This is a genomic window from Mycobacterium sp. DHQP2018-32-09 (assembly GCF_058148405.1).
Map to the genome: position 1 here is coordinate 37648 of NZ_JBYVYK010000045.1, position 13851 is coordinate 51498.

The 13851-nt window shown below is 70.6% G+C and carries 13 protein-coding genes; 8 read left to right on the forward strand and 5 right to left on the reverse strand.

The window, feature by feature from the left end; translation table 11 throughout:
* Positions 1–52 precede the first annotated feature (52 nt).
* On the reverse strand, positions 53–1606 hold the full coding sequence (locus tag AC30CM_RS20445; protein WP_490118739.1) for a sensor histidine kinase: 1554 nt from the start codon (positions 1604–1606) through the stop codon (positions 53–55).
* Positions 1584–2288 carry a response regulator transcription factor gene (locus AC30CM_RS20450; RefSeq protein WP_490118753.1) on the reverse strand — a complete coding sequence of 235 codons (705 nt, stop codon included), beginning with the start codon at positions 2286–2288 and terminating at the stop codon, positions 1584–1586. The genes AC30CM_RS20445 and AC30CM_RS20450 overlap by 23 nt, the downstream gene beginning before the upstream one ends.
* Positions 2289–2481: 193 nt before the next feature.
* On the opposite strand from AC30CM_RS20450, the gene AC30CM_RS20455 reads away from it, so the two are divergent.
* Positions 2482–2943 carry a hypothetical protein gene (locus AC30CM_RS20455; protein WP_490118740.1) on the forward strand — a complete coding sequence of 154 codons (462 nt, stop codon included), beginning with the start codon at positions 2482–2484 and terminating at the stop codon, positions 2941–2943.
* Here AC30CM_RS20455 and AC30CM_RS20460 read toward each other — a convergent pair.
* The gene (locus tag AC30CM_RS20460; protein WP_490118741.1) at positions 2940–3197 is read right to left on the reverse strand and encodes a hypothetical protein; all 258 of its coding nucleotides are present in this window, start codon (positions 3195–3197) and stop codon (positions 2940–2942) included. The genes AC30CM_RS20455 and AC30CM_RS20460 overlap by 4 nt on opposite strands.
* 368 nt (positions 3198–3565) lie before the next feature.
* On the opposite strand from AC30CM_RS20460, the gene AC30CM_RS20465 reads away from it, so the two are divergent.
* The 5 genes from AC30CM_RS20465 to AC30CM_RS20485 are packed head-to-tail and all read left to right on the forward strand — an operon-like array spanning position 3566 to position 9128.
* Positions 3566–4543 (forward strand): ABC transporter permease, encoded by a 978-nt coding sequence (locus tag AC30CM_RS20465; protein WP_490118742.1) that lies wholly within the window; start codon positions 3566–3568, stop codon positions 4541–4543.
* Entirely contained in the window at positions 4540–5478 is a 939-nt protein-coding gene (locus AC30CM_RS20470; RefSeq protein ID WP_490118743.1) for an ABC transporter permease, read from the forward strand. The genes AC30CM_RS20465 and AC30CM_RS20470 overlap by 4 nt, the downstream gene beginning before the upstream one ends.
* The gene (locus AC30CM_RS20475; protein WP_490118744.1) at positions 5475–7292 is read left to right on the forward strand and encodes a dipeptide ABC transporter ATP-binding protein; all 1818 of its coding nucleotides are present in this window, start codon (positions 5475–5477) and stop codon (positions 7290–7292) included. The genes AC30CM_RS20470 and AC30CM_RS20475 overlap by 4 nt, the downstream gene beginning before the upstream one ends.
* A 10-nt stretch (positions 7293–7302) precedes the next feature.
* The gene (locus AC30CM_RS20480) at positions 7303–7446 is read left to right on the forward strand and encodes a hypothetical protein (RefSeq protein ID WP_490118745.1); all 144 of its coding nucleotides are present in this window, start codon (positions 7303–7305) and stop codon (positions 7444–7446) included.
* A gap of 11 nt (positions 7447–7457) precedes the next feature.
* A complete protein-coding gene (locus AC30CM_RS20485) occupies positions 7458–9128 on the forward strand; it encodes an ABC transporter family substrate-binding protein (protein WP_490118746.1) in 1671 nt (556 codons plus the stop codon).
* Here the strand turns inward: AC30CM_RS20485 and AC30CM_RS20490 are convergent.
* Entirely contained in the window at positions 9115–10374 is a 1260-nt protein-coding gene (locus AC30CM_RS20490; RefSeq protein WP_490118747.1) for an alpha/beta fold hydrolase, read from the reverse strand. The two genes, AC30CM_RS20485 and AC30CM_RS20490, sit on opposite strands and share 14 nt — an antisense overlap.
* A gap of 111 nt (positions 10375–10485) precedes the next feature.
* Between AC30CM_RS20490 and AC30CM_RS20495 the strand changes: the two genes are divergently transcribed.
* On the forward strand, positions 10486–11712 hold the full coding sequence (locus AC30CM_RS20495) for an acyl-CoA dehydrogenase family protein (protein ID WP_490118748.1): 1227 nt from the start codon (positions 10486–10488) through the stop codon (positions 11710–11712).
* A 68-nt stretch (positions 11713–11780) separates the two neighbouring features.
* Positions 11781–13142 (forward strand): LLM class flavin-dependent oxidoreductase, encoded by a 1362-nt coding sequence (locus AC30CM_RS20500; protein WP_490118749.1) that lies wholly within the window; start codon positions 11781–11783, stop codon positions 13140–13142.
* Here AC30CM_RS20500 and AC30CM_RS20505 read toward each other — a convergent pair.
* Positions 13139–13851: ATP-binding protein (locus tag AC30CM_RS20505; protein ID WP_490118750.1), on the reverse strand; the 713-nt coding region annotated here is incomplete at its 5' end. The two genes, AC30CM_RS20500 and AC30CM_RS20505, sit on opposite strands and share 4 nt — an antisense overlap.

A 13851-nucleotide genomic window follows, 5' to 3' on the forward strand; every position in this document is an offset into this window, starting at 1 on the left:
TCCGAGGCGCGCGGCAGTACTGCAGTCACCAGGCCGATTCTCGGTGAGCCCGCTAGGCGTTGGTTTTGTTCGAGCTGTGCGCGACCTGTGAACGTTCGAAGGTGACGACGAACTCGGTGCGACCGGGCCGGCTCCGCACGTCGATGCTGCCACCGTGAGCCTTGACCACCGCGGCCACGATCGCCAGGCCCAGCCCCGTGCTGCCCTCCCGGCGCGAGCGCGACGAGTCGCCGCGGGCGAATCGCTCGAAGACCTCCGGCTGCAGCGCGTCGGGGATGCCCGGCCCGTCGTCGGCGACCGTCAGCACGGCCGTGTCGGCGCGCGTCTGCAGCACCGTCGTCACCGTGGTGCCCGGCGGGGTGTGGGTGCGCGCGTTCGCCAGTAGGTTCGCCACGACCTGGTGCAGCCGGGCCTCGTCGCCGACGACCATCACCGGGTCCTCCGGGAGGTCCAGCGACCACACGTGATCGGGGCCGGCGACGTGGGCGTCGCCCAACGCGTCGACGACGAGCCGAGACAGGTCGACGTCCTCGCGGACCAGGGCACGGCCGGCGTCCAGGCGCGCCAACAGCAGCATGTCCTCGACCAGCTGCGTCATGCGGTGCGTCTCGGATTCCACGCGGCTCATCGCGTGCGCGACGTCGTCGGGCAACTCGGCCCGTTTGCGTTGTGCCAGTTCGGTGTATCCGCGGATGGCCGCGAGCGGCGTGCGCAGCTCGTGGCTGGCGTCGGCGACGAACTGCCGCACCCGGGTCTCGCTGTCGTGGCGCGCCGTCAACGCGCCCGCGATGCGATCGAGCATGCGGTTGAGCGCGGTCCCCAGCTGCCCGATCTCGGTGTGCCGGGCCGCGGGGTCGACGCGCACGATCGGCGTCGGCAGGCGGACCTCGCCGCGGTCGAGTTCGAGGTTGGCCACGTCCCGGGCGGCCGACGCCACGCGCGACAGCGGCGTCAGCTGTCTGCGGACGATGAGGATTCCCGCGATGGCCGCGGCGATCAGCGCCACGCCGGACACGACGCAGAACATGCCGAGGACCCACAACAGCGTGTCGTCGACCACCGACAGCGGCAGGCCCGTCACGATCGTCTGCCCGCCGTGGTGCGAGTGCAACCCGATGACGCGGTAACGACCCAGCCCGTCGAGCACGATGGTCTCGGGTCTGCGGTCGGGCGGCACGTGCGCCAGTTGTGCCGACGCCGCCGCGGTGACGTTCGAGCGGCCGCCCTCGGAGGTGATGACACCGGCATCGACGTCACCGCCCGGCGACACCACCGCCCCGACCGTGCGCGCGGCCTGGCCGGGGGCGTTGAGGAACCCGGGACCTGGCCCCGCCTCGGGATCCCAGCGCCTGCTGGGGGGCAGTTGCATCGGCGGGGGGAACGGCGGCAGGTCGAAGATGGCCGCCGATCGTCGGCCCGCCTCCATCAGCTGTTCGTCGAGTTGGTGCGACAGGAAGCGTTGCAGCGCGAATTCGGTCGCGACGCCGATGGCCGCGCACACCGCCGCCAGCAGGACCACCTGGGTCACCAGCAGTCGGGCCCGCAGGGACCACGTCCGGGGCGACAGGACGCGCGAATGCCGTTCAGCGGGCGGGCTTGAGGACATACCCCGCGCCCCGCAACGTGTGGATCATCGGCTCGCGACCGCTGTCGATCTTCTTGCGCAGATAGCTGACGTACAGCTCGACGATGTTGGAGCGGCCACCGAAGTCGTAGCTCCACACGCGATCCAGGATCTGCGACTTGCTGAGCACCCGCTTGGCGTTGCGCATCATGAAGCGCAACAGCTCGAACTCGGTGGCGGTCAACGTGATCGCCTCGCCCGCGCGCGTCACCTCGTGACTGTCCTCGTCGAGCACCAGGTCCCCGACCACGATCTGGGACCCGCCCGCCTCGTCGGCAACGCCGGTGCGGCGCAACAACGCCCGCAATCGCAGCACCACTTCCTCGATGCTGAACGGCTTGGTCACGTAGTCGTCACCGCCTGCGGTGAGCCCGGCGATGCGGTCTTCGACGGAGTCCTTGGCCGTCAACAGCAGCAGCGGCAGACCGGGAATCTGCGCCCGCAACTCGCGCAGGACGTCGAGTCCGCTCATGTCGGGCAGCATCACGTCGAGCACCACCACGTCCGGCGGCGTCTCGCGCGCCGCGGCGATCGCGGTGGCGCCGTCGCCCGCCGTCGTGATGTCCCAGCCCTCGTAGCGCAACGCCATGGACACCAGCTCGGCCAACACCGGCTCGTCGTCGACGACGAGCACGTTGATCGGGCTGCCGTCGGCGCGGCGCATGACGACGCGGCCGTCGTTGTCAGTGCTCACGACCGTCCATCATGCGCCGCAGCCATGGGCTCATCCTGTGTCGAGTCTATGTGCCCGCTGTGAGAATGTGCACCGGGACAATGCGCACCGGGAGAATGTGCACCGGCGGACCCGCTCGGGTGATTCACAGCCGGCACTCACGTCGAGCGGGCATCGTGAGGACATGAACTCGTGGGGCGTGCGCGGCACTCTGGCCGCGATGGGCGTGGCGGCCGTGGTCGGCGGCGTCGGCGGCGTGGCGGTGTATGCCGCCACGGATCAACCGTCGGGAATGCCGGGACCCGGCCATTGGCCGCCCCCTCCGCAGCAGCACGCCGGCGAACCTCGCCAGGTGGGGGCGGCGGCCGCCGTCGATCCCGCGCCCCTGCACGGCGAGTCGGTCGTCGCCGACGGCAAGGACGGGTTCGCGACCCAACTCACCCAGACCGGCACGCTCACCGCCGTCTCGCCGACGTCGGTGACCGTCGCCAGCGCCGACGGTTACCGCCACGACTACGTGCTGCCGAAGGGTTCGGCGACGCCGCCGTTCCACGTCGGGGACGCCGTGGTGATACGCGCCACACGCGAAGGGGAGGCCGCGGTCGTGCAGACCATGCGACCTCCCCTGGCGTCTGACGGCAACTAGCCCGGGACACCCTCGAGTTCGGGCGGCAGCGGCGCCGGGCCCTCGATCTCGGGGGTGGCCGACGGGCTGGTGGGCGTCGGCGGCGCCGTGGTCAACGTCGTGGTCTCGGCCGTCGTCACCTCGGTCGGCGTGACAGGGCCCGGCGGTGCCGGCTCCGACGGCTCGGCGGCACTGGTGGCCATCGCGACGCCGCCCATGGCGAGCAGCGCGGCGGTGCCTGCGGTCGCGGTCATCAGCTTCATCTTCGTGTTCATCACGTGGATCACTCCAGTCGAACGGGTTTCGGCTCGATGCGGGGCGTGCCCCCGCGCCTCGGGTAGCCCGCTGCAGGCACGCTGAAACACCGCTGTGACCGCGCTGGGACGCACCTGGTCGTCGAATCCCAGCTCACGGGCCCTCGGATCCGCGCCACTTGGCGGCCTCCTGCTCCGACGGAAGGGGCGCGCTGCGAGCCCCTTCCGTCGGAGCGGCGCCACCGTCGATCCAACGCCGCGAAACCGTGAGATCGCGCCCATCCCGCTCCAGTGACTCGTGCACGCCCGGCGCGTCCAGACCGGTACCTGACGGCGTCGTCGTCGCCCATCTCCTACCCTGTCGGCATGCGAGTACCGGCGGACGCGACGTGACGCGATTCCTGGCTCGGCGGCTGCTGAACTACGCCGTGCTGCTGGCGCTGGCGTCGTTTCTGACCTTCTGTCTGACCGCGTGGGCGTTCAACCCACTGGAGAACCTGGAGAGCCGCAACCCGCGCCCACCCCAGGCCGTCATCGACGCCAAGGCCGCCGAACTCAACCTCGACAAACCCGTGCTCGAGCGCTACGGCATCTGGGTCGCCGACGCCGCGCACGGCGACTTCGGCACCACGATCACGGGAGCGCCCGTGTCCGAGGAGATGTGGCGCCGGATCGGGGTCAGCCTGCGCCTGGTCGTGATCGGTTCGGTGGTGGGCACGGTGCTCGGCGTGATCGTGGGCGCCTGGGGCGCCATCCGGCAGTACCGGCTGTCGGATCGCGTGATCACCGCGCTGTCCCTGCTGCTGATCAGCACGCCCATGCTGGTGCTGGCGCCCCTGCTGATGCTGCCCGCCAACTACGTCAACGGCCTGCTCGGGTTCGAACTGTTCCGCTACATCGGGGAATCCTCGACGACGGTGGGGCCCGGAGTGGGCGAACGACTGCTGGACCGGCTGCAACACCTGGTGGTGCCGACGACGGCGCTGGTGTTGTCGGCGACCGCGGGATACAGCCGCTACCAACGCAGCGCGATGCTCGACGTGTTGGGCCAGGACTTCATCCGCACCGCCAGGGCCAAGGGTCTGACGCGACGCCAGGCATTGTTCAAGCACGGGCTGCGCACGGCGCTGATCCCCATGGCCACGCTGTTCGCCTACAGCGTCGGCGGTTTGGTCACCGGCGCGGTCTTCGTCGAGAAGATCTTCGGCTGGCACGGCATGGGTGAGTGGGCGGTGCAGGGCATCGCCACGCAGGACACCAACATCGTGGCCGCCATCACCGTGTTCACCGGAGCCACCGTGCTTCTGGCGGGCATGCTCTCCGACGTCATCTACGCCGCCCTCGACCCGAGAGTGAGGGTGACGTGACCGACCGCTCGGACGAGCCCGTGACCACCGACGACGCGCTGGCCGCGCGGTCGGGACTGCACCCGCAGGCGTTCGCGTCCCGGCGCACGCTGGTGCTCCGGCGGTTCCTGCGCAACCGGTTGGCCGTGACCGCCGCGGTCGTGCTGCTGGTGCTCCTGGTGGGGTGCTACGCCCTGCCGCCGTTCTTGCCCTGGAAGTACTCGGACCTGGACTACCTGGCCCTGCAGGAGCCGCCGAGCGTCCGACACTGGTTCGGCACCAACGGCCTGGGGCAGGACCTGTTCGTCCAGACGCTGCGCGGCATGCAGAAGTCGCTGCTGATCGGGTTCTGCGTGGCGTTTGCCTCGACCATCGTCGCCGCCACCGTCGGCGCCGTCGCCGGATACTTCGGTGGGATACGCGACCGGGCCCTGATGTGGCTGGTGGACCTGCTGCTGGTCGTCCCGAGCTTCATCCTGATCCTCATCATCACACCGCGCACCCGTGGCGCCGACACCGTGCTGTGGCTCATCGTGCTGCTGTCGGCGTTCAGCTGGATGATCAGTGCGCGCATGGTGCGCGGCCTGGTCATGAGCCTGCGGACGCGCGAATACGTCACGGCCGCACGGTACATGGGCGTGCCCGCGTGGCGGATCATCGTCCGGCACCTGCTGCCCAACGTGGCGTCGATCCTCATCATCGACACCGCGCTCAACGTCGGCGTGGCGATCCTCGCCGAAACCGGGCTCAGCTTCCTGGGTTTCGGCATCCAGCCTCCCGACGTCTCCCTGGGCACCCTCATCAGCGACGGCACGCAGTCGGCGCTGACGTTCCCCTGGCTGTTCCTGTTCCCGGCGGGCATCTTGGTGTTGATCGTGATGTGCGCCAACGTGATCGGTGACGGATTGCGCGACGCGCTGGACCCCGGCGCCCGCAACCTGAGGCGGAGCCGATGAGCGACCTACTGTCGGTGACCGATCTCGAGGTGCGGTTCCCCACCGACACCGCCGACGTCGCTGCGGTGCGCGGCATGTCGTTCGACGTCCGGCCTCGCGAAGTGCTGGCGCTGGTCGGCGAATCGGGGGCGGGCAAGTCCGCGACCGCGATGGCCGTCGTGGGCCTGCTCCCGGAGTACGCCGCGGTGTCTGGATCGGTGCGGCTGGACGGCCAGGAACTGCTCGGCCTCGACGACGCGAGCATGTCGCGCATCCGGGGCCGTCGGATCGGCACCGTGTTCCAGGACCCGATGTCGGCGCTGACGCCCGTCTACACCGTGGGCGACCAGATCGCGGAGGCCCTGCGGGTGCACCAACCGGACCTGCGCCGGGCCGCCGCGCGAGCCCGCGCCGTCGAGCTGCTGGACCTGGTGGGCATCGACCAACCCGAGCGTCGGGCGCGGGCGTTCCCGCACGAACTGTCCGGGGGCGAGCGGCAACGCGTCGTCATCGCCATCGCCATCGCCAACGACCCGGACCTCATCATCTGCGACGAGCCGACGACCGCACTCGACGTCACCGTGCAGGCGCAGATCCTCGACGTGCTGCGCACCGCGCGCGACGTCACCGGCGCCGGCGTGCTGATCATCACCCACGACCTGGGCGTGGTGTCGGAGTTCGCCGACCGCGCCATGGTGATGTACGCGGGCCGCACCGTCGAGACCGCGCCGGTGGCGACGCTGATCGGTGAGCGCGTGATGCCCTACACCGTGGGCCTCCTGGGCTCGGTGCCCCACCTCGACGCCGCCCAGGGCTCACGGCTGGTCCCGATTCCCGGCGCCCCGCCTGCCATGGCCGCATTACCGCCCGGTTGCACGTTCGCGCCACGCTGCCCCTTGGCCGTCGACGACTGCCGCTCCGCCGAACCTGCGCTGGTCGCCGTCGGGACCGACCACGCCGCGGCCTGCATCCGGATCGACGACGTGGCCGGCCGCACCGCGAGCGAGGTCTACGGGGTGTCGACCGCCGCACCGGAGGCCACCCGCGACCCGGACGCCGCCGTGGTGGTGCGGGTCACCGACCTGGTGAAGACCTACGACCTGACCAAGGGTGCGGTGTTCAAGCGCCGCGTCGGCGAGGTGCGCGCCGTCGACGGCATCAGCTTCGAACTGCGCCAGGGCCGCACCCTCGCCATCGTCGGCGAATCCGGCTCGGGCAAGAGCACCACGCTGCACCAGATCCTCGAACTGACCGCCCCCCAGGCCGGCTCGATCGAGGTGCTGGGCCGCGACGTGGCCGCGCTGGACCGGGTGGGCCGCCGGGCGCTGCGCGGCGACCTACAGGTGGTGTTCCAGGACCCCGTGGCCTCGCTCGATCCGCGGCTCCCGGTGTTCGACGTGTTGGCAGAACCGTTGACGGCCAACGGCTTCGAGGACGTCGACGATCGCGTCGCCGAGCTGCTGGGTCTGGTCGGGATGCGGCGCGAGGACGCCAGCCGCTACCCCGCCGAGTTCTCCGGTGGTCAAAAGCAACGCATCGGCATCGCTCGGGCGCTGGCCCTGCAGCCGAAGATCCTGGCGCTCGACGAACCCGTGTCGGCCCTCGACGTGTCGATCCAGGCGGGCATCATCAACCTGCTACTCGATCTGCAGGACCGCTTCGGCCTGTCCTACCTGTTCGTCTCACACGACCTGTCGGTGGTCAAGCACCTCGCCGACGAGGTGGTGGTGATGCACCGCGGCGTGGTGGTGGAGAGCGGGGCGGCTGCGACGGTGTTCGCCGACACGCAGCAGGAGTACACCCGGCGGTTGCTGGCCGCCGTGCCGACCGTCTGAGGCGCCCCCGGTGCCCGTGGACGGAGTCCACCAGTTGGCAGTGGACGGCGCCCACCAGTTGGCAGTGGACGGCGCCCACCGGGTGGCAGTGGACGACGGCGCCCACCGGGTGGCAGGGCACGGCGTCCACCGGGAACGCGCGCCGCACGATTAGAGTCGGACCGCATGACGATCAGACGCATCGCCATCAGCGTGCTGGTGGCCGGCCTGACCCTCACGGCGTGTGCGAGCAACGACTCCCCGCCGCCCCCTGCGGGCGGGACCGCCGCGGTCGGCACCACCAGCGACATGAACGTCCAGGATCCCGCGACCCTGCAGGAGGGCGGCGTGCTGCGCGTCGCGCTCACGGCGTTCCCCGAGAACTTCAACACGCTGCACATCGACGGCAACACCGGCGACAACTACGCGCTGGCCAAGCCGACCATGCCGCGCGCCTTCCGGATCGCCGCCGACGGGTCGGCCACCGTCAACACCGACTACTTCACCAGCGTCGAGCTGACGAGCACCAACCCGCAGGTGGTCACCTACACCATCAACCCCAAGGCCGTGTGGAGCGACGGCACCCCCATCACCTGGGAGGACATCCGGTCCCAGGTCGAAGCCATGCGGGGCACGAACAAGGCGTTCGCGATCGCGTCGCCCAACGGCACCGACCGCGTGGGCACCGTGACCCGCGGCGTCGACGACCGCCAGGCGATCATGACGTTCGCCAAGCCGTACTCCGATTGGAAGGGCATCTTCGCCGGCAACGGCATCCTCTATCCCAAGGCCGTGACCGCGACGCCCGAGGCCTTCAACACGGGCTTCCGCACCCAGCCGCCGCCGTCGGCGGGCCCCTTCATCATCACCGACATCGACCGCACCGCGCAGCGGATCACGTTGACGCGCAATCCCAAGTGGTGGGGCACGCCGCCGCGGTTGGACTCGATCACCTACAGCGTCCTCGACGACGCCGCCCGCATCCCCGCGCTGCAGAACAACTCGCTGGACGCGACCGGCCTGGCGAGCCTCGACGAGCTGGAGATCGCGCGCCGCACGCCCGGCATCGCGATCCGGCGCGCCCCGTCGCTGTCGTGGTACCACTTCACGTTCAACGGCGCCCCCGGTTCGATCCTGTCGGACAAGGCACTGCGCGTGGCGATCTCGAAGGGCATCGACCGCCAGGCGATCGCCAGCGTCACCCAGCGCGGCCTCACCGACGACCCGGTACCGCTCAACAACCACATCTACGTGGCAGGCCAGGAGGGCTATCAGGACAACAGCGCCCCGGTCGCCTTCGATCCCGAGGCCGCCAAGCGCGAACTCGACGACCTCGGCTGGCGGATGAACGGCCAATTCCGCGAGAAGGACGGCAAGCAGCTGGTGATCCGCGACATCTTCTACGACGCGGCGACCACGCGTCAGGTCGCCCAGATCGCGCAGAACAACCTGGCGCAGATCGGCGTCAAACTCGACATCCAGGCCAAGGGCGGCAACGGCTTCTTCAGCCAGTACGTCACCGTCGGCAACTTCGACGTCGCGCAATTCGCCTGGGGCGCCGACGCCTTCCCGCTGTCGAGCCTCACCCAGATCTACCTCTCCACGGGCGAGAGCAACTTCGGCAAGACCGGAAGCCCGGAGATCGACGCCAAGATCGAGGCCACGCTCGCCGAACTCGACCCGGTCAAGGCGCGCGCGTTGGCCAACGAACTCGACCAGCTGCTGTGGGCCGAGGCGGGCAGCCTGCCGCTGTTCCAGTCCCCCGGCAACGTCGCCGTGAAGAGCAACCTGGCCAACTTCGGCGCCGCCGGACTGGCCGACGTCGACTACACCGCGATCGGCTTCATGAAGTCGTGACGCTGCGCACGGCGCGCGGCACGGCCGCCGGGACCGCCGACTCGGCGACCGCGGCCGCGCCGATGCCCCACCGCAGCATGCGCATGGGCAGCGAGCTCGGCATGACGTCGAGTTCGGCTGCCCGCTGCGGCAACTCGGCCGCCCGCCCCGCGGCCACGGCCACGGCCACCTCCAGCGCGGCGCGTTCCCGGGTGTCCAGCATGCTGTGCCCGGCGGTGGGCAGGTCCACCAGCACGGCGTCGGGGATCAGCTCGGCGATGCGCCGGGCGACTGACGGCGGCGTGGTGAGGTCCCGCCCGCCCGCGATCACGGCGGTCGGCCAGTCGAACCGCGGCATCTCGGTGATCAGGTCGAAGGGCTCGGCGACGAACTCGGGATCACACGTGGCGAGCGCGCGCATCGCCACGGCGGGATCGATGGGCCCGCCGTCCGGTGCCGCGCCGTAGTTCAGCTCGCGGTAGCCGATGCGACCCACCAGGTCGGGCTCGTGGTGGTAGGGCGTCTTGCGCTCGAAGAGGTAGCGGGTGCCGAGACCGACTGCGCCCCACAGCCAGTCGTGGCCGCTCAGCAGCAGGTCGAGCTGCCTGCGCACCACGTCGGGACCGGCGTAGCCGTAGAGGCCGGCGATCAGTTGCGTGGTGACCGGGTCCAGCACGCCCCCCTCGACCAGGCTGCGCACCTTTTCCGCCAGGTCCGCGGTACCGGGCTCCTCGCCGGTCCACAGCACCCGGCGCGTCGCCGCCCGTACCTCGTCGATGTCGTCGGCGGACAGCAGCGGGGAGTCGAGCACCATGGCGTGCACGCGTTCGGGGTGCCGCACACCCATCCCGGCGGCGAGATAGGTCCCGTAGGACGTGCCGTACACCTGGGCTCGGTCCACGTCGGCGTCGTCGAGCACCGCCGCCACGTCGTCGACCACGGCCTCGATGGTCAGGGCGTCCGACGGAAGGTCGGCACCGGCGTCGTCGTGCCGTGACAGGCCCACGCCCCGGTGTTCGACCATGATGACGTCGAGCCCCTCGGCGGCGAAGCGGCGCCGCGTGCCCCGGTACAGCGCGACCGACGCCGCGCCCGGCCCACCGGGGATGAGCACCACCGGATGCCCCGTGGGCTCGCCGGTGCGCACGTAGTGCAGATCGAACTCGCGACCGTCGCCGACGGGCCTGCGGACGGCACGCACGCCCGGCAGCGCGGCCAGTTTGCCGTGGGCGCGGCGGCGCTTGTCGTTCATGGTCACCGCATCCATTGTGCGCGCGATCCGGTGCGCGCGATCCGGTGCGCGCGGATCAGCCGGGCATTGGGTTCGACGTGATTCAAAGCAGTGCCCCCAGGGAGGCTCCTCAGTAGAAACGTGGCCATGACCACCGTGGAAGACACCACCGAAGCCATCACCCACGTCCTGCCGGGCTCGCCGGAATGGATCGCCCTGCTCGCCGACGTCGCGGCCGGCGCCAAGGACCGCGACCTCGAGGACCAGAACCCCTTCGATCAGGTCGCGGCGCTCAAGCGGGCGGGTTTCGGCACGCTGCGCATCCCCGAGGCGCTCGGCGGCGCAGGCCTGAGCGTGCCCGAGCTGTTCGCCGCGGTCATCGACGTCGCCAGGGCCGATCCGATCGTCGCCCACATCTTCCGCGCCCACTTCTGGTTCGTCGAGGAACGCCTGGCCACGCTGGACCAGGACCGCTCGCGGCAGTGGCTGCGGCAGGCGGCGGCAGGCCGCACGTTCGGCAACGCGTTCAGCGAGAAGGGCGGCAACGCCGTCGGCAGCCTGGTGTTCGACACCCGCCTGCTGCCCGACGGCCCCGGCGGCTTCCGCCTGGCCGGGGAGAAGTTCTACAGCACCGGCACGCTGTTCTCCGACTACCTGACGGTGGCCGCCACCACGGACCACGATTCGGTGGCCACCGTCGTGGTACCCACCGACCGGGCAGGCGTCCGGATCGTCGACGACTGGGACGGCTTCGGTCAGCGCCGCACGGGAACCGGGACCACGACGTTCACCGACGTCGCGATCACGGCCGACGAGGTGCTCTCCGACGCCCCGTATGACGCCCCGCCGGTGCCCACCGTGCAGTACGCGTCGCTGCAGTTGTTCATCCATGCCGTCGTCGCCGGGATCCTGGCGAACGTCGTCGACGACGGGGTGGCGCTGCTGCGCTCCCGCGACCGCAACTTCAGCCACGCCGTGGCGGATCGCCCCACCGACGACCCGCTGCTGCAGCGTCAGCTCGGCGAGCTGGCCGCCACGGCATCGGTGGCCCGCGCGGCGGTGCTGGACGCCGCCGCCGCGATCGGTGAGGCCACGGCGTCGGCGGTCGACGGAGTGCCCGACGCCGCACTGGCCGCCGAGGCCCAGCTGCGCGCGGCGAAGGTGAAGGTCCACCTCGACGACGTCGCGCCCCAGGCCGCCACGCGGCTGCTCGAACTCGGCGGGGCCAGCGCGGCGAGCCGGCAGCGCAACCTCGACCGGCACTGGCGCAACATCCGCACCATCACCTTGCACAACCCGGTGTCCTACAAGGCACGCGTCATCGGCGAGAACCTGCTGCACGGCAGCCCCATCCCCGCCAACGCCTACTTCTGACGAGCGATTTCGGCGCGCTTTCGTTCGCCCAGCGAACGAAAGCGCGCCGAAATCGCGGAAGGATGACCATGACCAAGCAATTGCACCTCGGCGGTTTCCAGATCGCCTCCCAGGTGACGCACTCGCACGCCGCGTGGCGGCACCCCGGCAGCGACACCGGGTTCACCCACCCGGAGTACTACCACCGGCTGGGACGCATCCTGGAGCGCGGCAAGTTCGACTTCCTGTTCTTCGCCGACCTGCTGGCGGCCCCAGCCCGGTTCGGCGGGGACGTCACCGAACCGTTGCGCCGCGGCACGCAGGCCACCGCGACGCTCGACCCGTCGATCGTCGCGGCGAGCATCGCGGCCGTCACCACCAAGCTGGGGCTGGCGATCACCAAATCCGCCACGTACTTCCACCCCTACGAGCTGGCGCGCATCTTCGCCAGCCTGGATCACGTGACGCGCGGCCGGGTGGCGTGGAACATCGTGACGTCGCTGTCGCAGAGCGAGGCGCAGAACTTCGGTCACGACGAGCATCTCGACCACGAGCTGCGCTACGAGCGCGCCGACGAATTCGTGCGCACCGCACTGGAACTGTGGTCGAGCTGGGACCCCGACGCGCTGGTGCTCGACAAGGCCAGCGGCGTGTTCGCCGACCCCGACCGGATCCGCCGCGTCGAGCACGACGGACGGTATTTCCGCACGCGCGGCCCGCTGAACGTGCCGCACTCCCCGCAGGGCCGGCCGGTGCTGATCCAGGCAGGCTCGTCGAACTCGGGCAGGGACTTCGCGGCCCGCTGGGCGGAGGCCATCTTCGAGATCGACCCGACACCCGAGGGGCGCCGCGCCTACTACGACGACATCAAGTCGCGCGCCTCGGATTACGGCCGCGACCCCGACGGCGTCCTGATCTTCCCGGCGTTCATCCCGTTCATCGGCGAGACCGAGTCGATCGCCCGCGAGAAGCAGGCCTTCCACAACGAGCTGGCCGATCCCATCTCGGGTCTGATCACCCTCAGCGTGCACACCGACCACGACTTCTCGCAGTACGACCTGGACGCGCCGGTGGAGGACGTCACGGTGACCGGCACCCAGGGGCTGTTCGACACCGCTCGCCGTGTCGCCAACCGCGACAACCTGACACTGCGCGACATCGGCAAGTGGTACGCCCAGGGCGTGCTGCTGCCGCAGTTCGTCGGGACCGCCGACCAGGTGGCCGACCAGATCGAGGAGGCCTTCCGGGCGGGCGAAGCCGACGGGTTCATGGTGTCCGCGGCGCAGGCACCCGGCACGTTCAACGACTTCGTCGACGCGGTGGTGCCGGAGTTGCAGCGCCGCGGCCTGTTCCGTACCGAATACACCGGCGACACGTTGCGCGACCACCTGGGCCTACCACCGGCGACGTTCGACGCGCCCCGACGGGCACCGGTGCGGACGGCCAGTTAGGCCGACAGCTCGATGCGGTGCGCGGCGGCCACGCCGGCGTACCGCTCCGGACTGCACGTCAGCACGATGACCTGACCGTCGCCGCCGACGGCGTCGAACACCCCGGCCATCTTCGCCAGCCGGCCGGCGTCGGTGAAGCCCAGTGCATCGTCGATGACCACGGGAACGCCGTCCTCCTTGGCCACCAGGGCGGCGCCGGCGAGCCGAGCGACGATGCCGAGCTGTTCCTTCGCCCCGCCCGACAGCGACTCGTAGGGCACCGTGCAGCCGTCGAGGGTGCGGCTGCGGATCGTCAGTTCGGCGTCGACCTCCACGTGGAAGTCGGCGCCGAACACCAGGCGGCCCAGGCGTTCCACCTCGACGCGGAACGGGTCGACGTAGCGTTTCCTGGCGTCGTCACGGTGCCGGGTCATGGTGGAGCGCAACAACATCACGGCGTTCGCGCGACGCTGTAGCCGTACGAAGTCGGATTCGGCGTGTGCGTGTTCGGCCAGTGCCGCATCGAGCCGGCCGCGCCGCCCCTCGGTGCCGTACACCTCCAGCTGCGCCGTGGTGGCGACGAGTCGATCCGACAGGTCGTCGTGCCGGCGGGCCAGGTCGTCGGCCACGGCGGTGGCGGCCGCGAGTTCGGCCGCCACGGCTGCCGGCTCGGCGGCCGCCAGCTCCGCGGCCAGGCTCTCGACGGTCGCGGCGGCGGCAGCGGTCCGGT